24 protein-coding genes and 1 other annotated feature are annotated in these 26,633 nt (G+C 40.3%); of the genes, 1 reads left to right on the top strand and 23 read right to left on the bottom strand.

Annotated features, from left to right (window positions below; genetic code table 11):
• Positions 1-114 precede the first annotated feature (114 nt).
• Entirely contained in the window at positions 115-2,793 is a 2,679-nt protein-coding gene (locus tag AC4E8C_RS07965; RefSeq protein WP_490211578.1) for a calcium-translocating P-type ATPase, SERCA-type, read from the bottom strand.
• A gap of 162 nt (positions 2,794-2,955) precedes the next feature.
• On the opposite strand from AC4E8C_RS07965, the gene AC4E8C_RS07960 reads away from it, so the two are divergent.
• Positions 2,956-4,665 (top strand): Rqc2 family fibronectin-binding protein, encoded by a 1,710-nt coding sequence (locus AC4E8C_RS07960; RefSeq protein WP_490211577.1) that lies wholly within the window; start codon positions 2,956-2,958, stop codon positions 4,663-4,665.
• A gap of 90 nt (positions 4,666-4,755) precedes the next feature.
• On the opposite strand, the gene pyrE is transcribed toward AC4E8C_RS07960, so the two are convergent.
• The 22 genes from pyrE to sigG all read right to left on the bottom strand — a co-directional run bounded on the left by pyrE (position 4,756) and on the right by sigG (position 26,622).
• Positions 4,756-5,421 (bottom strand): orotate phosphoribosyltransferase, encoded by a 666-nt coding sequence (gene pyrE, locus AC4E8C_RS07955; RefSeq protein WP_490211576.1) that lies wholly within the window; start codon positions 5,419-5,421, stop codon positions 4,756-4,758.
• A complete protein-coding gene (pyrF, locus tag AC4E8C_RS07950) occupies positions 5,418-6,134 on the bottom strand; it encodes an orotidine-5'-phosphate decarboxylase (RefSeq protein WP_490211575.1) in 717 nt (238 codons plus the stop codon). Before pyrF ends, pyrE begins: the two co-directional genes overlap by 4 nt.
• Entirely contained in the window at positions 6,106-7,047 is a 942-nt protein-coding gene (locus AC4E8C_RS07945; RefSeq protein ID WP_490211574.1) for a dihydroorotate dehydrogenase, read from the bottom strand. The genes pyrF and AC4E8C_RS07945 overlap by 29 nt, the downstream gene beginning before the upstream one ends.
• Positions 7,044-7,808 (bottom strand): dihydroorotate dehydrogenase electron transfer subunit, encoded by a 765-nt coding sequence (locus tag AC4E8C_RS07940; RefSeq protein WP_490211573.1) that lies wholly within the window; start codon positions 7,806-7,808, stop codon positions 7,044-7,046. Before AC4E8C_RS07940 ends, AC4E8C_RS07945 begins: the two co-directional genes overlap by 4 nt.
• Entirely contained in the window at positions 7,805-11,011 is a 3,207-nt protein-coding gene (gene carB, locus AC4E8C_RS07935; protein ID WP_490211572.1) for a carbamoyl-phosphate synthase large subunit, read from the bottom strand. The genes AC4E8C_RS07940 and carB overlap by 4 nt, the downstream gene beginning before the upstream one ends.
• Positions 11,004-12,095 carry a carbamoyl phosphate synthase small subunit gene (locus AC4E8C_RS07930; RefSeq protein ID WP_490212499.1) on the bottom strand — a complete coding sequence of 364 codons (1,092 nt, stop codon included), beginning with the start codon at positions 12,093-12,095 and terminating at the stop codon, positions 11,004-11,006. Before AC4E8C_RS07930 ends, carB begins: the two co-directional genes overlap by 8 nt.
• Positions 12,092-13,378, bottom strand: coding sequence for a dihydroorotase (gene pyrC, locus AC4E8C_RS07925; RefSeq protein WP_490211571.1), 1,287 nt, complete (start codon positions 13,376-13,378; stop codon positions 12,092-12,094). Before pyrC ends, AC4E8C_RS07930 begins: the two co-directional genes overlap by 4 nt.
• Positions 13,338-14,282, bottom strand: coding sequence for an aspartate carbamoyltransferase catalytic subunit (locus AC4E8C_RS07920; protein ID WP_490211570.1), 945 nt, complete (start codon positions 14,280-14,282; stop codon positions 13,338-13,340). Before AC4E8C_RS07920 ends, pyrC begins: the two co-directional genes overlap by 41 nt.
• A 202-nt stretch (positions 14,283-14,484) precedes the next feature.
• Entirely contained in the window at positions 14,485-15,792 is a 1,308-nt protein-coding gene (locus AC4E8C_RS07915) for a solute carrier family 23 protein (RefSeq protein ID WP_490211569.1), read from the bottom strand.
• 174 nt (positions 15,793-15,966) lie between these two features.
• The gene (gene pyrR / locus AC4E8C_RS07910; RefSeq protein ID WP_490211568.1) at positions 15,967-16,509 is read right to left on the bottom strand and encodes a bifunctional pyr operon transcriptional regulator/uracil phosphoribosyltransferase PyrR; all 543 of its coding nucleotides are present in this window, start codon (positions 16,507-16,509) and stop codon (positions 15,967-15,969) included.
• Between the two features lie 186 nt (positions 16,510-16,695).
• Positions 16,696-17,607: an RluA family pseudouridine synthase gene (locus tag AC4E8C_RS07905; protein ID WP_490211567.1), complete on the bottom strand. Its 912-nt coding sequence runs from the start codon at positions 17,605-17,607 to the stop codon at positions 16,696-16,698.
• Complete coding sequence (gene lspA / locus AC4E8C_RS07900) at positions 17,579-18,070, bottom strand: signal peptidase II (RefSeq protein ID WP_490211566.1); 492 nt, start codon at positions 18,068-18,070, stop codon at positions 17,579-17,581. The genes AC4E8C_RS07905 and lspA overlap by 29 nt, the downstream gene beginning before the upstream one ends.
• A gap of 109 nt (positions 18,071-18,179) precedes the next feature.
• On the bottom strand, positions 18,180-18,476 hold the full coding sequence (locus AC4E8C_RS07895; protein WP_490211565.1) for a hypothetical protein: 297 nt from the start codon (positions 18,474-18,476) through the stop codon (positions 18,180-18,182).
• 148 nt (positions 18,477-18,624) lie between these two features.
• Complete coding sequence (gene ileS, locus AC4E8C_RS07890) at positions 18,625-21,396, bottom strand: isoleucine--tRNA ligase (protein ID WP_490211564.1); 2,772 nt, start codon at positions 21,394-21,396, stop codon at positions 18,625-18,627.
• A gap of 73 nt (positions 21,397-21,469) precedes the next feature.
• Positions 21,470-21,710, bottom strand: a binding site (T-box leader).
• Between the two features lie 49 nt (positions 21,711-21,759).
• The gene (locus AC4E8C_RS07885; RefSeq protein WP_490211563.1) at positions 21,760-22,275 is read right to left on the bottom strand and encodes a DivIVA domain-containing protein; all 516 of its coding nucleotides are present in this window, start codon (positions 22,273-22,275) and stop codon (positions 21,760-21,762) included.
• A gap of 84 nt (positions 22,276-22,359) precedes the next feature.
• Positions 22,360-23,133 (bottom strand): YlmH family RNA-binding protein, encoded by a 774-nt coding sequence (locus tag AC4E8C_RS07880; protein WP_490211562.1) that lies wholly within the window; start codon positions 23,131-23,133, stop codon positions 22,360-22,362.
• Between the two features lie 30 nt (positions 23,134-23,163).
• Complete coding sequence (locus tag AC4E8C_RS07875) at positions 23,164-23,427, bottom strand: YggT family protein (RefSeq protein ID WP_490211561.1); 264 nt, start codon at positions 23,425-23,427, stop codon at positions 23,164-23,166.
• Positions 23,428-23,432: 5 nt separating this feature from the next.
• On the bottom strand, positions 23,433-23,894 hold the full coding sequence (locus AC4E8C_RS07870; RefSeq protein ID WP_490212498.1) for a cell division protein SepF: 462 nt from the start codon (positions 23,892-23,894) through the stop codon (positions 23,433-23,435).
• An 11-nt stretch (positions 23,895-23,905) separates the two neighbouring features.
• Entirely contained in the window at positions 23,906-24,583 is a 678-nt protein-coding gene (locus AC4E8C_RS07865) for a YggS family pyridoxal phosphate-dependent enzyme (RefSeq protein WP_490211560.1), read from the bottom strand.
• Complete coding sequence (gene pgeF, locus AC4E8C_RS07860; RefSeq protein WP_490211559.1) at positions 24,580-25,410, bottom strand: peptidoglycan editing factor PgeF; 831 nt, start codon at positions 25,408-25,410, stop codon at positions 24,580-24,582. The genes AC4E8C_RS07865 and pgeF overlap by 4 nt, the downstream gene beginning before the upstream one ends.
• Positions 25,411-25,479: 69 nt before the next feature.
• Positions 25,480-25,749: a YlmC/YmxH family sporulation protein gene (locus AC4E8C_RS07855; protein ID WP_490211558.1), complete on the bottom strand. Its 270-nt coding sequence runs from the start codon at positions 25,747-25,749 to the stop codon at positions 25,480-25,482.
• 93 nt (positions 25,750-25,842) lie between these two features.
• Positions 25,843-26,622: an RNA polymerase sporulation sigma factor SigG gene (gene sigG / locus AC4E8C_RS07850; protein ID WP_040204876.1), complete on the bottom strand. Its 780-nt coding sequence runs from the start codon at positions 26,620-26,622 to the stop codon at positions 25,843-25,845.
• Between the last annotated feature and the right edge of the window lie 11 nt (positions 26,623-26,633).

Raw genomic sequence — 26,633 nt, 5'->3', positions numbered from 1 at the left:
TCCTTTTTAAAACCATCATGAATTACCAGAAAATATCTTGAGTCGACTCCAACCCAAACACAATGACAAAAGGTAATAGAATGAATTCTATTACCTTTTGGATTATAACACACTTTATTTTGTTTTTCTTAACAAAAATGACCCTGCTAGTAAAAAAGTTGGTATTGATGATAAACCTACTATTAGCAGCCAATCTTTCGCAATAATTGGAATGGTATGAAAAATAGGCTGCAGCGGCGGATAGTAAATGACCACAAGCATAAGTGCTAAGGAAGAAATAACAGCCCAAACTAGATATGGATTTCCGAACGGATTCCTTGAAAGAACAGATTTTTCACTTCGGCAATCAAATACATGAATTAACTGTGCCAGTACAAGCGTGGCAAAGGCAACCGTCTGGGCATATCCTAATTGACTTGGATCATTATGGTAGACAATCATAAAGGCTAATAACGTGACGAGACCGATGAGGAATCCCCTTGATACAACTTTCCAACCTAAACCACGGGAGAATACTCCTTCATTCGGACTCCGTGGTCCTCGTTTCATCACATTTTCCTCTGGCCGATCCAGACCTAATGCCATTGCAGGAAGGCCATCGGTTACTAAATTAACCCAAAGAATCTGAATTGGAACAAGCGGAAGAGGCAGTGCTAAAATCATCGCAAACAGCATGACTAAAATTTCCCCAACATTTGATGCGAGTAAATAGCGGACAAATTTACGAATATTTTCGTAGATGTTACGACCTTCTTTAATGGCCGCCTTAATAGTAGCAAAATTATCATCAAGCAGCACGAGTGCCGATGCTTCTTTGGCAACATCTGTCCCTGTTATCCCCATCGCCACGCCAATATCAGCAGCTTTAATGGCCGGGGCATCGTTTACTCCATCCCCTGTCATCGCAACAATATGCCCCCTATTTTGTAATGCCTTGACAATTTTCAACTTATGTTCTGGTGAAACTCGAGCAAATACTGACACGTCGTCGACAACTTCCTCCAATTCTTCAACAGACATTTCAGATAATGTTCTTCCCTCTAGCACTTTACTTTTCTTTGTTAAAATGCCTAATTGAGATGCAATGGCTCTGGCTGTGATAACATGGTCACCAGTAATCATCACGGTTTTAATCCCTGCTTCTTTGCATTCTTTCACCGCGTCCTTCACTTCAGGGCGAGGTGGATCAATCATGCCTTGGACACCAATAAAGGTCAACTGTTTTTCCGCTTCCTGCTCACTTAAAATAATTGTGTTCGCAGAAATTGGCTTAAAGGCGATGGCTATCGTTCTTAAGGCCTGTGCCGCTAATCCGTTAATGGATTCCTGGACCTTTCCTTGTGTTTCCTTCGTTAAATATTGTGTGCGATCCTCCCATAGAACCGATTCACAAATACCCAAAATGACATCAGGCGCTCCTTTCGTCACAATAAAATGCCGCCCTTGTTTATCTTTTACATGAACACTCATCATTTTTCTGGCGGAATCAAAGGGAAACTCATTAATGATGGAAAACTCTTCTAATAATTTTGGCCGATTAAATCCCGCCTTCATGGCACTTACTAGCAATGCCCCCTCAGTTGGATCACCATCAAGAGTAAACTCATCATCCCTTACAACTAAATCAGAATGATTGCATAACATTCCGAAAATCAACATTTGTTGTAGTGCCTTTTCATCTTTTGGGGAAACTTGCCTTTCATCTCGATAAAAACTACCTTGTGGTTTATATCCTACTCCATCAACTGTCCAGGTTTGCCCGCCGCTCCATAAATGGGTAACGGTCATTTTGTTTTGTGTCATCGTTCCTGTTTTATCGGAGCAAATGACAGAAGCACATCCAAGCGTTTCAACTGCCGGTAATTTTCTGACAATCGCATTTTTCTTGATCATTTTCTGGACACCTAAGGACAATGCAACAGTAACAATTGCAGGCAGCCCTTCAGGAATGGCGGCAACTGCAAGCGAAACACCAGCTAAAAACATCTCATAAAGCTCATGTCCACGTAATACACCAACCACAACGACTAGCACCGTTAACAATAAAGCCACGGTTATTAAAATCTTTCCTAGTTGTTCTAAACGGCGCTGCAATGGTGTATCTTGGGTTTCTGCATTTTGAAGTAAATTCGCAATTTGACCCATTGCTGTATTCATCCCAGTTGCGATTACAACCCCTAAACCGCTTCCCCTAGTAACCATGGTGCCCATAAAGGCAATGTTTTCCATATCTCCAATGCCGGGGTTAGGATTTGTTAACCCATCTATATGTTTTGAAACTGGAACAGACTCACCCGTTAGTGCTGATTCTTCAATCTCTAAACTTTTCGATTCAATCACTCGGACATCTGCACCAATTCGGTCACCCGAGGTAAACTTCAAAATATCCCCCATGACGATTTCTTTTGAAGGTAACTTCATCCATTGTCCATCACGTAAAACGGAAACCTGTGGAGCAGACAATTCCTTCAATGCTTGAAGGGACTTTTCAGCACGGCGTTCTTGATAAAATCCTAAACAGCCATTAATGATGACAATCGCAATTATTGCGATTGCATCAATATACTCGCCAAGCAGCCCAGAAATTAATGTGGCAGCAAGCAGAACCAATACCATAAAATCTTTAAATTGACTAAAAAATAAGAGTAAAGCAGATTGCTTTTCTCCTTCTTCTAATTCATTAAGGCCGTACTGTTTCACCCTCTGTTTTACTTCTTCCTGTGATAATCCTGAAGAAAAGTCGGTTTCTAAGGCCTTTTCTACTTGATCTATCTTCATTTCATGGAATTTCATCCGACCATCTCACTTCCCCCTTTAATAGACTTGCTCTATGGAAAGCTTATTCAGGGTCGTCCAAAAAAATGCTATTTTAAAGTGTCAATGTTGGGTAAATTAAGACAGATTTTAATGAAGTAGGATATAATGAGGATATGTTTTTAGAAAAGGATGTTTTCCATGTCATTTGATGGTTTATTTACAAAAGCAATGGTTGATGAACTTGTACGTTCTTTAAAAGGCGGACGGATCAACAAGGTGCACCAACCCTATAAAAATGAAGTGATTCTCACCATCCGTGCGAACGGAGTCAATCAAAAGCTGCTCTTATCAGCACACCCAAGCTATGCACGGGTTCAATTCACAAATGAAGCATATGATAATCCAAGTGAGCCGCCCATGTTCTGCATGCTGCTCAGAAAGCATATCGAAGGTCATATTTTAGAGGATGTTTATCAGGTCAATAATGACCGGATGATCATATTTGAAATCAAGGGCCGGAATGAAATAGGGGATATCAGCTTTAAACAACTCATTGTTGAAATTATGGGGAGACATAGCAATATTGTTTTGGTTGATAAAACCCGGCATGTCATTTTAGATAGCATTAAGCATGTTTCCTTTGCTGTAAACAGCTATCGAGCTATTTTGCCCGGGCAGCCGTACATATTTCCACCAGAACAACACAAGGCAAACCCATTTGAAGCAAGTGAAGAAGATGTTTTGCAAAAACTTGATTTTAATGCCGGGAAGCTTGATAAACAACTCGTAGAGCATTTCGCAGGTACCTCGCCGCTTTTTGCAAAGGAAGTGATTTATCAGAGCGGTCTTGCTAATCGTACCACCGTTCCCCCAACGTTTATTCGTTTGATTCACAAGATAGCCAGTGGAGAAATTGTTCCCTCCATCATGACTGCAGGCGGTAAAGATTCTTTTTATTTATTTCCGCTTGAACATGTAAAAGGTGAAGTCAAGACCTTCACCACACTCAGTGAAATGTTGGACCGTTATTACTTTGGAAAAGCAGAAAGGGATCGGGTAAAACAGCAGGGAACTGATATTGAACGCTTAATTAGTAATGAAAAAGAAAAGAATGAAAAGAAAATTGATAAACTTCAAGGCACGTTAAAAGAAGCTGAAAAGGCAGACCAATATCAACTTTATGGTGAGCTGTTAACGGCAAATTTATATGCTGCTAAAAAAGGTATGCAGGAAATTGAGGTTGTTAATTACTATGATGAAGATGGTGGATTGATCACCATTCCTCTAAATCCACGGAAGACACCATCTGAAAACGCTCAAAAGTATTTTTCTAAATACCAAAAAGCAAAAAATGCGGTGGCAGTGGTAATGGAACAAATTAATCTAGCAGTTGCTGAAGTTGCTTATTTTGACAATTTACTTCAGCAGGTGCAAGCAGCCTCTCCTAAGGATATTCAAGAAATCCGTGAAGAATTAGTAGAGGGCGGTTATATTCGCGAACGTCAAAAACGAAATAGCAAAAAAGCGCAAAATACCAAACCTGTTCTAGATCACTTTACTTCCTCAGATGGGACAGAAATTATTGTTGGAAAAAATAATAAACAAAATGATTATTTGACTAACAAGCTGGCTGCGCGGGATGAAATTTGGTTTCATACGAAAGATATTCCTGGGTCGCATGTGGTTATTCGCAGCAAAGAGCCATCCGATGAAACGATTCGGGAGGCTGCCATGTTGGCCGCATATTACAGTAAGGCACGGAATTCCAGTTCGGTTCCTGTAGACTATACAAAGGTCCGCTTTGTAAAAAAACCTAATGGTGCCAAGCCTGGATTTGTCATTTATGATAATCAGCAGACCGTTTATGTTACTCCTGATGAAGAATTAGTGTTGAAATTGAAGAAATAGAGGAAACTAGAGGATGTCCTGCTGTTTAGGACATCCTCGTTTTTATTTTTAGAGAGAATTTTAAAGTTTATCAGCGGATTTTAAAATTTATCAGCGAATTTCCGATTTTATCAGCGAATCGTTTTCCTCGAACTTTTTACTCCAAACGGCCGGGTCTTTGCTCCATAACAGCAGACTTTCTTGATTTTCAGCACTAACGTAACCTTTAGAGATGGCTACCTCTATTAAAGTTGCAAAATCCGTTAGTGAAAAACTAGTAATATTTTCTCCATGTAGTAACTGTTTACCCTTTTCAAGCCCATATGTAAAGATTGACACAACCCCCAGCACTTCACAGCCAGCTTCTCTTAATGCCTGAACGGCTGTAATCACACTACCCCCTGTTGAAATAAGATCCTCGATAACAACTACCTTTTGCCCCGGTTCCACTCTGCCTTCAATCTGATTTCCTTTTCCATGATCTTTTGCTTTTGAGCGAACATAGCACATTGGTAAATCCATTCGCTCACTAACCCATGCAGCATGCGGAATCCCTGCTGTTGCGGTTCCAGCAATTACATCCGTTTTTGGGAAGTTTTCGAGAATCAGTTTTTGTAATCCAGCAGCAATCTCTCTTCTAATGTTCGTGTACGATAAAGTGAGACGATTATCGCAATAAATGGGGGAACGAAGTCCTGATGCCCAAGTAAATGGTTCCTGTGGTCTTAAAGCCACCGCATTAATTTCCAGTAATTTCTCAGCTATTATATGTTTCATAATCTGACCCCTTTCCAAGCTTCCATCCATTTTTGATAGGTTTTTAACGGGTCTTGTGATCTTGTAATCGAACGGCCTACTACAATTGCACTTACCCCCGCATTTCTTGCGAATTCCGGTGTTGCCACACGTTTTTGATCCACTGCTTGTTCAGCCGACATCCTAATTCCAGGGCATACCGTTAAAAAAGATGAACTAACATTCCCACGAATGGACTCTGCTTCCCATGCAGAACACACTACACCATCTAAGCCGGCTTCCTTCGTTAACGCGGCATAATGTAGAACGGATTGTTGTAATGACACAGGAATTAGCTGTTCTTGGTTCATTTGTGCCTCCGATGTGCTGGTTAATTGGGTAACAGCGATACAATCAGGGCGTTTCCTTCCTGCTGTTGTTCCTGCCTCCAGCCCTTCAAGTGCCGCCTCCATCATTTCTTTTCCCCCAGCTGCATGCACATTAACCAAATCACATTCAAGGCGGGCAAGACCTTTCATTGCACTCTTTACCGTATTAGGGATATCATGAAGCTTTAAATCTAAAAAAATTCGATGCCCTTGTTCTTTTAACAAATGAATGATGGAAGGGCCTTCCTGATAAAATAACTCCATACCCACTTTTACAAAAAGGTTCTCGCCCTGAAAATATTCTAAAAAATGGGTTACTTCCTTGCCACTTGCGAAATCAAGCGCGATGATAAGAGAATTGTTCATGTTGGTTCCAGCTCCTTCCTATACACTCAGAGATATGATCAAATCCTAAGGATTCAACGAGTGATGGTAATTCCTCTATTATGGTTGGGCAAATGAATGGATCCACAAAATTGGCCGTTCCAACTGCTACGGCACTCGCTCCTGCATAGAAAAACTCCATTGCGTCTGCCGCCGACTCAATTCCCCCCATCCCAATAATCGGTATCTCTACTGCTTGGCTGACTTCATAGATCATTCGAATAGCGACCGGCTTTATCGCTGGTCCCGACAAACCGCCCGTCCGATTAGCAAGAATGGGTTTACCCGTTTTTAAATCAAGCCTCATGCCTACAAGGGTATTGATCATGGTCAGTCCATCCGCCCCACCTGCTTCAACTGCCTTTGCCATTTCTACAATATTTGTGACATTAGGGGACAGCTTAACATACACTGGCACTTGCGAAACTTCTTTTACCTTCCTGGTTAATTGCTCAGCCACTTCGGGGATTGTCCCAAATGCAATTCCGCCCGTTTTTACATTCGGACAAGATATATTAAGTTCCAAGGCATGAACATTGGGGGCTGTTGAAATACTGCGTGCAACTGCAATATAATCCTCTTCAAATGAACCTGCCACGTTTGCAATAATCGGGACGTCATATTGTGACAGCCAAGGCAATTCCTCACCGAGGACCTTTTCAAGTCCTGGATTTTGCAAGCCAATCGCATTTAACATTCCAGCCGACGTTTCGGCGACCCTTGGTGTTGGGTTGCCAAACCTAGGCTCTTGGGTGGTTGCTTTAATCATGATGGCGCCTAATACGTCCAAATCGTAAAATTGACTATACTCCCGGCCAAACCCAAAACAGCCCGAAGCAGGCATGATGGGATTTTTAAGTGATAAACCTGGTAACTCGATGTTCAAACGATTCAAATTAATACCTCCCCGGCGCGAAAAACAGGTCCATCGCTGCATACTTTTTTATAGGAAACTCCTGAAGGATTTTCATTACTTTTACAAACACAGGCGAAGCAAGCACCGACACCGCAGCCCATTCGTTCTTCCAGCGATAAAAATACTTTTCTATCAGAATAATTTGTTTCAATTGCCTTTAACATTGGGGTTGGTCCGCATGTATAGATACTATCAAACTGTAAGTCTCGGATTACATCTGTCACAAACCCTTTTGTTCCATATGAACCATCGACAGTTGTTACAAAGGTTTCTCCATACTGTAAGAATTCTTTTTCATAAAAGACAGCTGCTTTCGTTTGGAAACCAAGGACATGAATGACCTTTACACCTTTTTCAACTAATTGCTTAGATAGTTGGTAAAGGGGTGGAATACCAATGCCGCCGCCAACTAACAGTGCTGTTTCCCCGGGGTTCATCTCATCAACAGGAAAGCCATTCCCCAGCGGACCAAGCATGTCGATGACCATCCCTGGGACCATCTTTGCCAGCGCCTGAGTCCCTTTTCCTTCCTTGCGGTAAATCATTGTCACTTGCAGTTTATCTTGATCATAAGAAGATATACTAATAGGTCTTCTTAAAAGTGAATTGGGTATGCGCAGGTGCAGGAACTGACCTGGCGCACTAATTTGACCGAACAATTCACCGGTTATAGTAAGTTCATAAATGTTTGCTGCAATTTCTTCTTGACTGTGAATTTTGCACAACTCTTTACTTATCATGCAAAAACAGCCTCCTTTTGTCCTGCATTCATTGCTTCTGCAGAGAAGTTCATGGATTCGATTACTTTTAAAATGGCAGCTGCAGTGTCTAAGGAAGTTAAACATGGTACTCCATTTTCAACCGCTTCACGGCGAATTCTAAACCCATCACGTTCGGGTTGTTTTCCTTTAGTCAAAGTATTAATGATAAATTGTGCCTCGCCATGATGGATGACGTCCAAAAGTGTCTTCCCATCAGATCCAATTTTCCCGACCACTTTTACTTGCAGACCTGCGGACTCTAGAATCGCAGCCGTCCCACTCGTTGCCATTAACCGATATCCGTTCGCAGAAAATCGTTTCGCAAGCTTTAAAGCTTCCTGTTTATCTTTATCGGAAACCGTAAACAACACAGTGCCAAACTTGTGGATGTTCATACCTGATGCTACCAATCCTTTATAAAGTGCTTTTTCAAGTGTGACATCCTTACCCATGACTTCACCAGTAGACTTCATTTCCGGCCCAAGTGTAATATCCACACTTTTAAGCTTTGCAAAAGAGAAAACCGGAACCTTGACAAATACCCCTTCTTTTTCCGTGACAAGACCTGGAATATACCCTTGATTGAGAATGGATTCTCCTAATATGGCTTTCGTTGCTATTATTGCCATCGGTATATTCGTGATTTTACTTAAAAATGGCACTGTCCGGCTTGATCTTGGGTTTACCTCAATCACATAAACCTGATTATCTGCTATTACATACTGAATATTTAATAATCCAATAATGTTCAGCCCTTTTGCCAATTTTTCTGTATAGTCGACCAAAGTTTGTTTTACTGACTCTGATAAGGTTTGCGGTGGATATACAGCAATCGAGTCACCAGAGTGAACTCCAGCACGTTCTATGTGCTCCATGATTCCAGGAATCAAGACACTTTCACCATCACAGATGGCATCTACTTCAATTTCTTTACCTGTTAAGTAACGGTCAATTAAGACTGGGTGTTCAGGATTTATTTTAACTGCATTTTTCATGTAATGAAGCAGTTCTTCCTCATGATAGACGATTTCCATTGCCCTGCCGCCTAACACATACGATGGACGGACAAGAACGGGATAACCGATTTTCGTTGCAATGACTAGTGCTTCGTCTACTGACAATGCTGTTTTTCCTAACGGCTGCGGGATGTTTAAATAATCTAAAGCCTGTTCAAATTTATCTCTATTCTCGGCACGGTCTAAATCTTCAAGACTTGTTCCAAGTATTTTCACACCATTTTCAGCAAGATCTGCAGCAAGATTGATAGCCGTTTGACCGCCAAATTGAACCACCACACCAATTGGTTTCTCCAACTCAATAATGCTCATGACATCTTCTATTGTAAGTGGCTCAAAGTAAAGCTTATCGGATATGCTAAAATCAGTGGATACTGTTTCCGGATTATTGTTAATGATAATCGCTTCGTACCCTGCTTCCTTGATTGCTTTTACGGAATGGACTGTCGCATAGTCAAACTCAATCCCTTGACCGATACGGATTGGACCGGAACCAAGTACTATGACACTCTTTCTTGCTGATACAACCGATTCATTTTCCTCTTCATAGGTCCCATAGTAATAAGGGGTTGCCGATTCAAATTCAGCAGCACATGTATCAACCATTTTATACACAGGAATCATTCCGTGATTTTTTCTAAAGGACCTCACATCTTGTTCAATTCCATTCCACAGTTCCGCAATCTTTTTATCAGTAAAGCCTCTTTGTTTTGCCTCATACAATACTTCTTTGTCAAATGGATTAGCTGCTATGAGCCTCTCCAAGTTGATGATTCCTTCCATTTTCTTAAGGAAAAATAAATCAATTTTACTCCATTGATGAATGGTTTCTATCGTTAATCCACGTTTTAACCCTTCTGCGATATAAAAGAGTCGCTCATCCCCTGCTTTACGAATCCGCTTCTCAAGTAATTCATCATCGATCTCACCAGCGTCGTTTAATTCGAAATGGTAGACGCCTGCTTCAAGTGACCGGATTGCTTTCAATAAGGATTCTTCAAAAGTACGGCCAATCGCCATGATCTCGCCTGTTGCTTTCATTTGCGTTCCAAGGGAGCGGTTACCTGATTCAAACTTGTCAAACGGCCATCTTGGGATTTTGGTAACGATATAATCTAGTGCAGGCTCAAAACTCGCGTAGGTTTTTCCTGTTACCGGGTTCAACATTTCATCGAGTGTTAAACCGACCGCGATTTTGGCTGCAAGTTTAGCAATAGGATATCCTGTTGCTTTTGACGCTAGTGCCGAAGAACGGCTAACACGTGGATTTACCTCAATAATATAGTAATGGAAGCTGTCTGGATCCAAGGCAAGCTGAACATTGCAGCCTCCTTCAATTCCTAAGGCACGAATTATTTTTAACGAAACATTTCGCAGCAGCTGATATTCACGATCACTTAATGTTTGGCTTGGGGCTACGACAATGGAATCTCCTGTATGAACGCCGACTGGATCAATGTTTTCCATATTACAAACGACAATCGCATTATCATTTCCATCACGCATCACTTCATATTCGATTTCCTTAAAGCCAGCGATACTTTTTTCTAGCAGACATTGGTTCACCGGGCTGTGCTTGAGTCCACTTGTAATAATTTCTTCTAGTTCCTCGTCGTTATGACAAATACCGCCGCCAGTACCGCCTAAGGTGAAAGCAGGACGGACGATGACAGGGAAGCCGATTTTTTCAACAAATGCCTTTGCTTCCGCTAATTCATGGATAATTTCACTGTCTGGCACTGGTTCATTAAGTTCATTCATCAGATTTCGGAAAAGGTCACGGTCCTCGGCTTGATTAATTGCTGAAAGTTTTGTTCCAAGAATTTCAACCTCGCATTCAGCTAGAACTCCTGATTTTGTTAAATCTACAGCTAAATTAAGACCTGTCTGTCCTCCAAGTGTTGCAAGCAGCGCATCGGGACGTTCTTTACGAATGATTCTGCTGACAAATTCGACCGTCAAGGGCTCGATATAAACGGCATCTGCAATTTCTGTATCTGTCATGATTGTGGCTGGATTTGAGTTTACTAAAATAACACGGTATCCCTCTTCTTTTAAAGCGATACAGGCTTGGGTTCCCGCATAGTCAAATTCTGCTGCCTGCCCAATCACAATGGGTCCAGATCCAATTACTAATATGGAATGAATATCTCTACGTTTAGGCATGAGTTGTAACCTCCTGTTTGTTGTCTTCCATCAACGTTAAGAACTGATTAAATAAACTGTTCGCATCTTCAGGTCCTGGAGATGCTTCTGGATGATATTGAACGGTGAATGCTGGATAATCTAAATGTTTTAGTCCTTCAACCGTTCCGTCGTTTACCGCGATGTGTGTAACTTCTAATCTAGTATTCTTTATAGATCCTTCATCAACCGTATAGCCATGGTTTTGAGAGGTGATCGCTACTTTCCCAGTTGCTAAGTCTTTAACAGGGTGGTTCGAACCGCGATGGCCAAATTTCATTTTTTCTGTATTGGCTCCACACGCTAGTGCAAACAACTGATGACCTAGACAAATTCCAAACAATGGCACTCTGCCTAATACCCCTTTTAACATATCGATTGCTTCCGGAACATCTTTTGGATCCCCAGGTCCATTAGAGAGCATAATTCCATCTGGTCGTAATTGAAGAATTTCCTCTGCTGTTGTATGGTATGGGACCACAATGACATCACAATCCCGATGGTTTAGTTCTCGTAAGATTCCGTGCTTCATTCCAAAATCAACAAGGACAACCCGCTTGCCGCGACCTGGACTTGGATAGGCATTTTTAGTGGAAACTTGTTTAACCTGATTTATCGGCAATTCAACTTTCCGTAACTGATTCAAAATCTCAAAGGGATCCTTTTCCATATTGCAGATTGTCCCTTTTAATGTCCCGTGCTCACGGATGATCCGTGTCAATTTACGTGTATCAATTCCGGCAATCCCCGGAATCTTTTTCATGTCAAAGTATTCATCTAAGGTGTACTCGTTTCGCCAATTCGACGGGAAGTCCGCTGCTTCTTTCACAATTAAACCCTTGATGGCCGGGTTGATGGATTCGAAATCATCACGGTTAATTCCGTAATTTCCGATTAATGGATATGTAAGTGTGACAATCTGTCCGCAGTAGGATGGGTCTGAAATGATTTCTTGGTAGCCGGTCATCCCTGTATTAAAAACCACTTCGCCGATTGTTTCCGTATCACTGCCGAAGCCTTTGCCGATAAAAATAGTGCCGTCTTCTAAAATGAGCTGTTTTTTCATACCAACACACGTCCTTTTTCCCATGCAATTTCTCCTTTGGCAATTGTCAATTCAGGCCATCCCTTACATTTCCAACCACCAAATGGTGTATTTTTTCCTTTTGATAAAAATTCCTCTGTGTTAATCGCACGTTCTTCCTCTAAGTTCAACAATACTAAATCAGCAGGTGCACCCACCTCGATTTTTCCGTAGGGCAGTCCAAATGCTGCAGCTGGTTTGACTGTTAAATACTCAATTAACTGTTCGAGTGTGATGATATTCTTTAAGACAAAGTGGGTATAAAGAAGCGGGAACGCTGTTTCAAGTCCCACAATGCCAAAAGGTGCTAGAACCATTCCTTCACTTTTTTCTTCTGCTGTATGTGGTGCATGATCGGTTGCAATAAAATCGATTGTGCCGTCCAGGAGTCCTTCAATTAAGGCTTTGCGGTCTTCAGCATCGCGAAGCGGTGGATTCATTTTGAAGTTTGTATCAAGGCCAAGAATATCGTCTTGTGATAACAATAGGTGGTGCGGCGTTACCTCTGCTGTTACCTTAATACCTGCTCGCTTGGCATCTCTGACAACCCGAACAGATTCCTTTGTGCTGATATGGCAGATATGATAGTGGCAGTCCGCTGCTTCTGCTAACAGAACATCTCGTGCAATTTGAACCGATTCGCAGATGGATGGGATTCCATTCAATCCGTGCTGTTTGGCAAATGAGCCATCATGGACGGAGCCCTTATTGATTAATGTATTTTCTTCGCAGTGTGCGACAATTGCCATGTCAAGCGCTGCCGCTTTACGCATCGCCGCAAGCATCATACTGGCGGACTGTACACCAACCCCGTCATCCGTAAAGGCAAACGCTCCAAGATCTTTCAGCCCTGCAAAGTCCGTCAACTCCTGCCCCAGCTGCCGAATGGTAATCGACGCATACGGAAGGACCCTTACCTTTGCTGTTTCCTTTATCCGCTTTTGTAAGTCCTCCATATTATTAATGGTGTCAGGCACCGGTCTTGTGTTTGGCATGTTGGCAATGGTGGTAAATCCGCCTCTTGCTGCTGCTTGAGTTCCAGTGGCGATGGTTTCCTTTTTTTCGCCGCCTGGTTCACGCAGGTGTACATGTAGGTCGATAAATCCTGGTGAAACTAATTTTCCTTCTGCGTTCACTGTCCGATCCACAACCGCTTCGATTTTTCCTTCAATCTTTGTAATGATCCCATCTTCTATTAAAATGTCTGCGTGTTTTGCCTCTCCATTAAATGCTATGTAACATGCGTTCTGAATAAGTAGTTTCATATTGTTTTCCCCCTTCTAAACTTTCGATAGACCTTTTAATTGCTGCCATTCTAACGTAAACTCCGTTTTCCATTTGCTTGAATATTCTAGATCGTTTGCATTCTACGAGACTATCAGCAATTTCAACATTTCTGTTTACTGGAGCAGGATGCATGATGATACTCCTTGGCTTCATCATCTTTTCTCTCTCTAATGTAAGACCAAATTGTTTATGATATGCACTCGCCGTAAAGCTGCTTTTATGTTGATGCCGCTCATGCTGAACACGAAGGAGCATCACCACATCTGATTCTTGGATGGCTTGATCAATAGGTTTATATTTAGAAATATCTATACTTCGTAAATCAAACCATTCCGGTGGTCCTGAAAAAACCACTTCCGCTCCCAGTCTTGTCAGAACATCTGCATTAGACCGAGCCACGCGGCTATGCCGAATATCTCCGATGATGGCAATTTTCAAGCCTGAAAACCCACCGAATTCTTGTTGGATTGTCAGTAAATCAAGTAGTGATTGCGTTGGATGATGCCCGCAGCCATCTCCACCATTAATAATTGGGATATTGACTTTACCTGCTAATTCATCAAAGTAACGGTCCTTCTCATGCCGGATAACCACTGCATTAACACCAATTGATTCTAACGTTTTTACCGTATCGTACAGTGTTTCTCCTTTTTGAACGCTGGATGTTAATGCTTCAAATGGAATAACCTCTAGCCCTAGTCTCTTTTCAGCAATTTCGAAGCTGCTCTTCGTTCTAGTACTCGCTTCAAAGAATAAGTTAGCCGTAAACATTTGCGTATTAGGTTTCCATTTCAAACCCTTTTTAAAGCTTTCCGCATCTGTTAAAAGATGATGAATCTCCTCAACCTTTAACTCATTCGTAGTTAATAAGTGATTTAACATCCTATCCCCCGCCTTTCATTTTTAAACGAATGGTGTTCCTGTTAGATGTTGATTTTCAATAAAAAAGCACCCTGTCCTTATGGATCAGGGTGCAAAACATACTTAACTAAGTTGGTGAAGATCATCTCTTCATCATCTTATGTTTCAAGCATTACACCCTTATAAGCCTCTCTGGACTTCCTTTAAAAGGTTAATCTTGTTCTTATGCTGTTTTCTTATTATTAGTCGTTTCTTGTTCAAACATATTTTCATCTGCAAGTTGTCTTCCTGGCAGGATAAGGTTTAACACAACACCAATGATTGCTGCCAACGCCATCCCCTGAATCTCTATATTAAAAGGGAGTTTCACAATAGCTCCACCAATTCCAATTACAAGGATGACGGAGGAAATCACAAGGTTACGATTATTTCCGAAATCAATTTTACTGTCAACTAACATTCTTAAACCTGATGAAGCGATAATTCCAAAGAGAAGGATGGAAACTCCCCCCATTACCGGGGTCGGTATAGTTTGGATCAATGCCGTGACTTTTCCTATGAATCCAAAAATGATGGCAAGAACGGCTGCACCTGCAATCACATAAACACTGTAGACTTTTGTAATCGCTAAAACCCCAATGTTCTCACCATACGTTGTCTTTGGCGGACCGCCAATGAAAGCTGAAATCATTGTTGCTGTTCCATCGCCTAAAATTGAACGGTGAAGACCTGGGTTTTTTATATAATCGCGTCCTACCACCTTACTAAGAACCAGCTGGTGACCAATGTGTTCTGATAAAGTTACTATGGCTATTGGAACTACTAATGCGACAATGTCCCATGAAAACTTCAATTTATAAGAGATAAATGGGATCACGAAGTCTGGCATTTCAAACCAGTGTGCCTTTAGGACTGGAGTGAAATCGACAATACCTACTAGGAGTGCATAGACATAACCGATCACAATCCCAGCCAAGATCGGAATGACACTTAAAATCTTCTTAGCGTAGATCGAGAAAATGATGGTCGCAGCCAAGGTTACAAGGGCTACCGAGAAATGAATCATACTATATTTGCCTGCCGCGTTGTTCATCGCGTTTCCTACAGCATTTCCAGACATGGCCAGGCCGATAACCATAATGACAGGGCCTACAACAATTGGAGGCAATAAATTCATGATCCAGCGGTGACCTGACTTGCTAATGACTATAGCGACAATGCCATAAACTAGACCAGCAATGAAGGTACCAACCATTGCTGCACCAGCTCCACCTGTTTCATAAAGAATTTTAATTGGGGCGATATAAGCGAAAGATGAGCCCAGGTATGCGGGTACTGTTCCTTTAGTAATTAAGAGAAAGGCTAGCGTCCCTAATCCACTTGAAATTAAAGCAAGTGCTGGACTTAAGCCGATAAGATACGGCACAAGTATGGTTGCGCCAAACATGGAGAATAAATGCTGCAAGCTTAAGGTAAGCCACTGGGCCGGTTTTGGAATGTCATTTACGTCTAAAATTGGTTTTGTATTCATCTATATTCCCCTCTTTTTAATATCGTTTAATTTATTTTCTGCATCTCCCAATAAAAAAACCCTCATTATCCTAAAAGGGACAAAGAGGGTTAGATTATGCCGCCAAAAAAATCAAGAGAACGACACTTTCCCCTTTGTCAGCCTCACAGGACTGCCTTTTAAAAGGGCTGCTATTTATTTGTCAAAAATACTTACTTGATCTACCGTATCCACTTCTGCCAACTCTACGACAATTTTCTCATCACTTGAAGTCGGAACATTCTTGCCCACATAATCAGCTCTAATCGGTAACTCACGGTGACCCCGGTCCACTAAGACAGCAAGCTGAATCGCCGCCGGCCGGCCTAAGTCAATTAAAGCGTCCAGGCCTGCCCGAACGGTTCTGCCTGTATATAATACATCATCCACAAGAATAACTTTCTTATCGCTGATTTCCACCGGAATTTCCGACCCTTTCACAAGTGGTTCTTGGTTATCCGTCTTTTTTGTTAAATCATCGCGATAAAGGGTAATGTCGATTTCACCAACGGGAATGGACTTCCCCTCAATCTCTTCAATTTTTGCTGCTAGACGTTCTGCAAGAAAAATGCCTCTTGTGCGTATGCCGACGAGGATACAATCATCGATGCCCTTATTCTTCTCAATAATTTGGTGGGCAATCCTGGTTAATGCCCTTCCAATTGCTTGTTCATCTAGGACTAGTGCTTTTTGGCTCATATGACACCTTCTTTTTTTAAAAATAAAAAACCTCTCACCGCTGGCTGGATGAGAGGTATACGAGTTAATTTTATAGTATAAAGACATAGTAAGACTTTATACATAACCGTTTCCTTCTCAGCCTCACGGGACCGAATTAAAGGACTTATTAAACTATAGTCATCTTACCTTAATTCTGGGCTGGCGTCAACGATTATTTCGAAGTAGATCTAGCTGCCCCTCAAAATCCTCTGGCAATGGGGCTTCAAATTCTAAATATTCGTTTGTCCTTGGATGGACAAACCCCAGAATACCCGCGTGTAACGCTTGTCCGTCAATATCCAATGTTTTCTTCGGACCATATTTTGGATCACCAGCAAGTGGATAACCAATATACTTCATGTGAACCCGAATTTGATGGGTCCTGCCAGTCTCTAATTGGCACTCCACAAAGGTAAAGTCCTTAAATCGTTCCAACACTTGAAAATGGGTAACGGCATGTTTACCATTATCAACAACCGCCATACTTTGACGGTCCCTTGTATCCCTTCCAAGTGGTGCATCAATTGTTCCAAAGTCGTGGGGAATAACACCATGTACAATGGCTTTATACTTCCGCGTAACCGTTTTTTTAACCAATTGATTGACAAGGCTCTCGTGGGCCATATCATTCTTAGCCACCATTAACAATCCAGAGGTATCTTTATCAATCCGATGAACAATCCCTGGACGGAGCACTCCATTTATACCGGATAAATCCTTACAGTGTGCCATTAATCCATTTACAAGAGTACCTGTCAAGTGTCCAGGAGCTGGATGAACGACCATCCCTCTTGGCTTATTAACGACTAGAACGTCTTTATCTTCATAATATATTTCTAAATCGAGGTCTTCTGGTATGACATTTAAATCTTCTGGATCTGGAATAGTAATTTCAATTTCATCATTTAAACTGCATTTATAATTCGTTTTAACGGATTGGCCATTTACTAAAACATTTCCATCTTTAATCCATTGCTGGACCTGTGTTCTTGACCATTCTTCGTCTAAACCAGAGATCACTTTATCAATGCGATCACCTTTTTGTTCCTCAAGAATGGTGTGTTCCATTTTCTCCATAAGATTTCTCCTTTGATTCTCTCTCATCTAGCAGCATTTGAATCATTAACATAATGACCCCAATTACTAAAGCCGAATCGGCAATATTAAAGACAGGAAAATTATAACTAAAAATATACGTATGAATAAAATCTACGACTTCTTGCCGAAGGACACGATCAATAAAATTCCCAATTGCACCGCCGAGCATAAATGCTAATGAAACACCTAATAACCACTTACCCTTTGCAGCTTTGTAAAGATAGTACATAATCGCTACGATGACAACAATGGTAATAACATAAAAGAGCCACATTTGTCCCTGTAGGATCCCCCAGGCAGCTCCACGGTTACGATGAGAAGTTATATACAAAATATTATCAATAATCGGTATACTTTCCCCTAAATCCATGTTCTTTACAATCAACCATTTAGTAAATTGATCTAATAAAATAATAAAAATCGCGATTAAGTAGTAAAACACTAAGAATACCTCCACATATCCAACCTTCTGTTTCGCACAGAGATGGCACTTTACTTTTCGGACTTCCTTAGCATTTTAGCATACTTCCCCGCGATACGACAACGTAACATTATAAAAAAGAAGCGGCTATCGGTTTTTTATAAAAGGATTCTAAGTTATTTGAATCCTTCATGGACTTTATGGTTGGAATCATTTTTAACAATTCATCCGAAAAAAACTCACCTGATATTTCACATTGACCAAAATTTCCATTTTCAAACTTTTGAATTGCACTTTTTACATCCTTCAGTTCTTCCTCTAAAATAGTTTTTAACCAAATTTGCTTTTGTTTATACTTTAGTGAATTTTCGATTTCTTCCTTTGTTTGACGGAGTTCTAAAAACAGCTTTTCCTGCATGGCATTCATAGTTGTTACCTCCGTTGTTCTTATTTGTCTTATTATCTCCGCCGGTGATTACCTAACACGGTAAAACAATTGACAACCTCAACAACAATTAACGAAAAAGGAAAAATATGAATAAAGCCCCAAGCAAATAACTGCTTAGGGCTTTATTTTATGCTAAATGAGAGTAGTTTTCTTTTACCACTTCTGCACAACGTGGGCAAAGGGTTTCATGGTCTGGATCTTGACCGACTTCAGGTGTAACGATCCAACAACGTTCACATGTTTCACCTTCAGCTTTCGATACGACAATGGCCGCCGTCTCTAATTTAAGAGCACTTTCCGGAGCTTGATCATAAGACCCTGCAACCTCGAATCCTGATACGATAAACAATTGCTTCATGTTTTCTTTAATGGAATCAAGTAATGTTCTTGATTGATCATTAACATATAGAGTAACCTTGGCGTTTAATGATTTCCCGATAACCTTTTGATTACGAGCTTCCTCAAGTGCTTTTAACACATCATCACGAAGCGTCATGAAAGCATTCCACTTCTCTTCTAACTCCTTCGCACCTGGAAGTTCTTGATATTCAGGAAGATCGGTAAGCTGAACACTTTCCTCTTGAACAGCAGGGATAAACTTCCAAACTTCATCAGCCGTATGTGAGAGAATAGGGGAAACTAATTTTGTTAATGAAAGTAATGATTCATATAAAACAGTCTGAATAGCACGGCGTTCATGGTTATCTGCTGCTTCAATATAAAGAACGTCTTTAGCAAAATCTAGATAAAATGCACTTAAATCTAGGGTGCAGAAATTATTGACAGCGTGATAAATACCAGCAAATTCATAATTCTCGTAAGCATTTCGAACATATTTGATTAATTTGTTTAATTTAACAAGCATAAATTGATCAACTTCACGAAGGTTTTCGTAAGCAACTTTATTTACCTCCGGATCAAAATCCGCTAAGTTTCCGAGTAGGAAACGGAAGGTATTACGGATTTTCCGGTAAACTTCAGCCACCTGTTTTAAAATAGGATCTGAAACACGCACATCTGCTTGATAATCAACAGATGCAACCCAAAGGCGTAAAATATCTGCACCCAGCTGATTCATTACTTTTGCTGGAACTACCGTATTACCTAAAGATTTACTCATCTTTCTTCCTTCACCATCAAGGGCAAACCCATGACTTAAGACCCCTTTGTATGGTGCTTTCCCAGTTACCGCTACAGCAGTAGATAAAGAAGAGTTAAACCAGCCGCGATATTGGTCAGAACCTTCCAAATAAAGGTCAGCTGGACGGACTAAGTCTTCTCTCTCAAGAAGGACAGCCTGATGGGAAGAACCAGAATCAAACCAAACATCCATAATGTCCGTTTCTTTCGTAAAGGTACCGTTTGGACTTCCCGGATGTGTAAAGCCTTCTGGAAGTAGATCCTTCGCTTCACGTTCAAACCAAATATTTGAGCCATGATCACGGAAAAGGTTAGAAATATGATTGATGGTTTCATCTGTAATAATTTCTTCACCATTTTCAGCATAGAATACTGGGATTGGCACACCCCATACACGTTGACGTGAAATACACCAATCACCACGGTCACGGACCATATTAAATAATCGAGTTTCACCCCAAGCAGGTACCCATTTTGTTTCTTTTACAGCTTCTAATAGATCATCACGGAAATCTTTAATGGATGCAAACCATTGGGCTGTCGCACGGAAAATAACTGGTTTCTTTGTTCTCCAATCGTGTGGATAAGAGTGAGTAATGAACGATAACTTTAATAAAGCACCCGCATTTTCTAATGCTTCAGCAATCGGCTTGTTGGCTTTATCATAAAATAATCCTTCAAAACCTTCTGCCTCGCTCGTCATTACCCCTTTATCATCAACCGGACAAAGGACATCCAAACCATATTTTTGACCTACATAGAAATCATCTTCACCATGACCTGGAGCGGTATGCACACAACCAGTACCCGCATCAGTGGTAACATGTTCGCCCAACATGACTAATGAATCACGGCCATATAATGGATGGGCAGCAACAATATATTCTAATTCCGATCCTTTTACTTTTTGTACGACTGTTGGACTCTCCCAGCCAATTTCTTTCGTTACGGCTTCTAGCAGTGCTTCAGCCACAAGGTACTTATGGCCATTCTCTGAAACAACTACATAGGTTAAATCAGGATGTACAGAAATTCCAAGGTTGGCAGGAATCGTCCATGGAGTTGTTGTCCAGATGACAATTTCAGTTTCTGTATCCAGTACACCCTTGCCATCTTTTACTTTAAAAGCTACATAGATCGATGCAGACTTTTTATCTTGATATTCAATTTCAGCTTCAGCCAAGGCAGACTCACTTGATGGAGACCAATAAACAGGCTTTTTACCCTTGTAAATATATCCTTTTTTCGCCATCTCACCAAATACTTTAATTTGTTGCGCCTCGTACTCAGGCTTAAGTGTAATATACGGATTTTCCCAATCGCCCCGAACGCCTAGACGTTTAAACTGTGTGCGCTGATTATCAATTTGTTCCAGTGCATATTTAGTACAGAGTTCACGGAATTCCGCTACCGACATTTCTTTCCTTTTCACACCTTTATTTGTTAAAGCCTGTTCAATCGGCAATCCGTGAGTATCCCAACCAGGAACATAGGGTGCATGGTAGCCGCTCATCGACTTATAACGAACAATCATATCCTTTAAAATCTTGTTAAGAGCATGACCCATATGAATATCCCCGTTTGCATATGGAGGACCATCATGTAATATAAACATCGGACGACCTTTTGTTCGTTCTTGTACCTTTTGATAAATATTCATTTCTTCCCATTTTGCCTGAATTTCAGGTTCTCTCTGGGGAAGGTTGCCTCGCATTGGAAATTCCGTTTTTGGCATTAATAATGTTTCTTTAAATTCCATGTCTTCTTCCTCCAACTCATTTATATTGAACAGAATGGTCATTTTTCCAAATAAAAAAACCCTCTCATCCCAAAAAAGGGACGAGAAGGTTTTATTCCCGCGGTACCACCCTGATAGATAATACCGAAAAGTACTATCCTCTTTAAACATTCGTAACGTGAATAACACGCCTGAGCCTACTACTCTTATCACAGAGTTTCGGTCTGGAACTCGAGGGTGATTTTCCAATTTTTCCACTTTACCGGGCTTTCACCATCCCCGGCTCGCTATTAAAGGAAAAAGAAAAATTGTACTGTCCCTGTCATCGTCAATTTCCATTCTATACAACTATCTAAGAATTATATGCTAATAAAACGTACTTCGTCAAGCTAGTGAGTCTTCTTCTTGATGAATTTTTAACTCAGTTGCATCGACTTCATACTCTAATAAATGATCCCAATCGTCAGTGTTCAACATATCGAGTTGGGCTTCAATCAACATTTTGAACCGTGTACGGAATACTTTTGACTGTTTCTTTAAATCTTCAATTTCAAGGGCAATTTTTCTTGCCTTAGAAAGAGACTCATTGACAATTCGGTCCGCATTTTTCTCTGCTTCTTTAATAATAAGTTTAGCTTCCTTTTGGGCATTCCGTTTTACATCCTCACCCGCTTCTTGAGCAATGATGATGGATTTGTTTAAAGTTTCTTCAATATTTACAAAATGACCTAGACGTTCATTCATATCGTTCAGGCGCTCTTCTAAATCTTTCTTTTCTCTAAGTACGAGTTCATAATCCTTAATCACCTGATCAAGAAATTCATTTACTTCATCCTCATCATACCCACGAAAACCCTTATTAAACTCTTTATTATGAATATCTAACGGCGTTAACGGCATTCATGCCACCTCCATACAATCTGTAAATCCATATGTATAAGCAAATATTCGACAAGTTTTTCGAAAATCCTGCTTTGTTAGCAATTATTTTTGTTTTCCGACACTTATCCGCCATTTGTCTTTTTTTGTTTTTCCATCAATTCCTGTAATCTTGGCTCTTCCTTGCCCTCTTACCGATATCATGTCGCCAAGGTCGCAGAGAAAAGCTGGATTTTCAATTATCGCCCAGTTGACCTTAACCAGCCCATGCTGAATTAAGGTTAGAGATTTTTGTCGAGAAATATGATAGATCCCTGAAATAATTGTATCAAGTCGTAAAGAGGAAATGGTTAAATCACTTTCATCCCATAATTCACTAGTCACCATTGCCTTTTCAATAGTACTTTCAACTAACTTTACTCCTGCCCGGCCAATAGATTCAATATTTGTTTTTATATAGTTACTAATTTCCTTTGCAGCAAAAAATTGAATTTGATCATCCTTTATGAGAATGTCACCAAATTTACCACGTTTTAACCCTAAGGACATAAGAGTCCCTAAGACCTGCCGGTGTTCAATTGTGACAAATTTCCGCGGATAATCAATCTCAAATAAACTAATTTGGAAGTCTTCACTATTGGCAGTCAAATAATCAGGATATATAAATGCCCGTTGTCGTTCTGCACCTAAACTTCCTCCAAAAAGTTTAAAGGCAATATCGCCACTTTCACCAATTAACATTTTTAAAATATGTTGTTCTCTTGGATCAAGAAAGTCAGTTAATTTTGCGGTATATTGGGACTCAACTTGGTCCTTCCAATGTAAGACCTGATCAATAAATTCCCGTTCTTCCGGCCTAAAATGCTGATAGATGTTCATAGAGAAATACACAACCTAATAGATAATTTCTTATAGAAGCCAAAGATAAACACTACGTAAACCTTTGCTTGCGAAGTTCAGAACTAAAAAGGCAACAATTGGTGAGATATCCATCATCCCAATTGGTGGAATAATTTTTCTAAATGGCTCTAAATAAGGTTCACAAATTCTAGCCAAAAATTGCCCTATAGAAGTCCCTCTTGCATTGGGAAACCATGACATTAATATATAAATAATCAATGCCCAAGAATAGATCTCAATAAGCCGTTGTAAAAGATTAAAAACAAAAGCCATTTACATTACCACCTTGTATTTTGATTTTCATGGTCTGGAATGAGATCTGATATATTTCCAGACACCTCCACATTATCCGGGGTACATAAAAAGATGCTTAAGCCAATTTTTTGAATGTCACCGCCAAGTGCATAAACTACTCCACTTAAAAAATCGACAATTTGTCTGCCTTGTTCATACTCAATTCGCTGCAAGTTTACGACAACAGCACGGCGATTTTTTAATTGATCAGCAATCTCTGTTGCCTCACCATAGGACCGGGGCTCTACTAATATGACCTTTGACGATTTAGACGAATTTGTCGTGTTTGAACTTTTTTGGATCGTCTGCAGACTGACAACATTTTGACTTTTTTGGTGCTGCTGTTTCTGTTTCACTGGTTCAACTGCCTCACGTACCTCATCATTACTATCATCATATTCATCGTCTAAAAAGAAAAATGTTTTTAATTTTGATTTTATCGTCATCATTTTCTCTCCTAACCATCTTCACCAACAAGTGCTGTGCCTATTCTAATCATGGTTGCTCCTTCCTCAATTGCAATGGCGAAATCGTTTGACATTCCCATTGACAACTCAGTACACGGAGCAAACTCTAAATTTAGTGCTTGAACTTGATTGCGAAGCTTTCTTAGTTTTTGAAAACAGTTCCGAATAATTTCTTCATTATTCGTAAGTGGTGCCATTGTCATTAAACCTTCAACGCTTATATTTTCCAATGGACGAAGAGATTCAATAAAGGTCTTTGCTTCTTCAGGAGTAAGACCGTGCTTGGATTCTTCACCAGAGACATTGACCTGAACAAGACATTTTATCTTATGATCTGCTCGCTTATTGATTTCTTCAGCAAGTGACAAGCGATCTAATGAATGTATATATTCTACAATATTTACGATATTTTTCACCTTACGGGTTTGAAGTGTTCCAATATAGTGCCATGTAGGCTTGTCCCTTAAAACTTCCCACTTTTTCAAAAGTGCGTCATCCCGATTTTCACCTAAATCGTTTATACCCGCCTCAAGTGCTTCCATAGCCCGTTCAGTGCTTACATATTTTGTAACGGCAATCAATTTCACTTCTTCGACATTACGATGTACTTTACGACATGCCTCACTAATTTGTTGATTAATCTTTGCAAGTTTTTCTGCTACTCTCATAATAGATCCGCAGTCTCCTTCCAGCCAATAAAGCTAAGCATTCTTCCTGTTTTTCCATGATCACGCCGATGCGAGAAAAATTCCTCATGATTACAGCTAGAACAAAGACCCGTTTGAAGGATATGGTTATCAGGTACCCCAGAGGTAAGAAGAATATGCCTATTTAGTTCCTGTAAATTTAACGAGTATTGCCCTTCTGTTACTAAATTATATGGCTTTTTATCGACATCTACTAGTGATTTTTCTACTAAGTTTATAACATGATCATCTACAATATAACATTTTTCACAAATGGACGGTCCAATTGCGACAAAAATTTGTTCAGGTTTAATTCCTTCCCTGCCCCAAGCTGAAATCATCTGCTGAGCAATTTGTCCAACCGTTCCCTTCCAGCCTGCGTGAGCGATACCGATCATTTTTTTCTCTGGTGCAATAAAAAAAAGAGGGACACAGTCAGCAAAGCAAAGTGTTAATAGGACTCCCTCTTCATTCGTATAAAATCCATCTGTGCCCTTAAAAGAATCCTCATAAGAATTAGACCCTTTTCCGCCATCTGCTTTATTAATTTTTTTCAGTACCGTATCATGTATTTGTTCTGCTCCGACCCAATTACTAAGTGGAAATTTAAGCTTTTCAGCTAGTTTTTCTCTGTTGGCACAAACACATGCCAACTCATCCCCTACATGATACCCAAGGTTGAGCGAAGCGTAGTCATTTTTACTTACACCGCCATTTTTTGTAGTAAACCCGGCAATTAACTGTGGAAATTGCTTGACCCATTTCTCAATTTGTAGAAAGGACTCATTTTTTACAACAAAAGGTTCCATATCATTACCTCTTATGTTTTTCTATAGTTTACCATGAAATGAATTATTGGTCACTGCAATTAGCATTTGTCAAACTTCTGTATGTTCCGCTATGTGTTCTGTACTGCCTTTGTATCTTACCAAAATGACATCTTGGCCAATTTTTAATATATTCTTCCAAGGTATAACGATTTCCTCATCTTTCCCAAAAAAACCCAGGACCCTGCCATTGCCTGAAATGACAACCGCTTCGATTTTCCCTGTTGTTAAATTAATTTCAATATCCCCAATATTACCAAGCCGTTTACCATCTGATACATTGACAACATCTTTTATCTGAAACTCAGAAATCTTCATCACATCCACCACTCCCAATTACGTTACTATTACCACTATATGATGGTATCCCCTATTTTATCTTTAAAAAAAATAAAGCTGCCCTATAGGACAGCTTTAACTTTGGATGTTTTTATTCATTTGTCTTATGGCTGCTTTTTCAAGTCGTGAAACCTGGGCTTGGGAGATGCCAATTTCATCTGCCACTTCCATTTGTGTTTTTCCTTGAAAAAATCGCTTTCGCAAAATTAGTTTTTCACGTTCATTTAATCTTCGCATACCTTCCTTTAGAGCAATTTCCTCGATCCAGTGAATATCCTTATTCTTTTCATCACTTAATTGATCCATTACATAAATTGGATCGCCGCCATCATTATAGATAGGTTCAAAAAGCGAGACTGGATCTTGAATCGCATCAAGTGCAAAGACAATTTCCTCATGTGGTACTTCTAAGACCTTAGCGATTTCTTCCGCAGTCGGTTCCCTGGAGGTTTCACTCATTAAGCGCTCCCTTACCTGCAGGGCCTTATAAGCGATATCTCTTAAGGAGCGAGATACGCGAATTGGATTATTATCACGTAAGTACCTTCGTATTTCGCCAATTATCATTGGTACTGCATAGGTGGAAAACTTTACATTTTGACCTAAATCGAAGTTATCAATTGATTTCATTAGTCCAATACAGCCAACCTGAAACAGGTCGTCAACAAATTCGCCACGGTTATTAAAACGCTGAATGACACTTAAGACGAGGCGCAGATTACCGTTGACGAGCTTTTCCCGGGCAGATATATCGCCCTCTTGCATTTGCTTGAAGAGTATTCTCATTTCTTCGTTCTTTAAAACAGGAAGTTTTGATGTATCAACACCGCAAATTTCAACTTTATTTCGAGTCAATCCTTTTCCCT

The sequence above is a fragment of the Neobacillus sp. SRL179 genome (assembly GCF_984799095.1).
The sequence above is the reverse complement of the archived record's forward strand: the minus strand, read 5'-3'. Positions and strand labels throughout refer to the sequence as shown.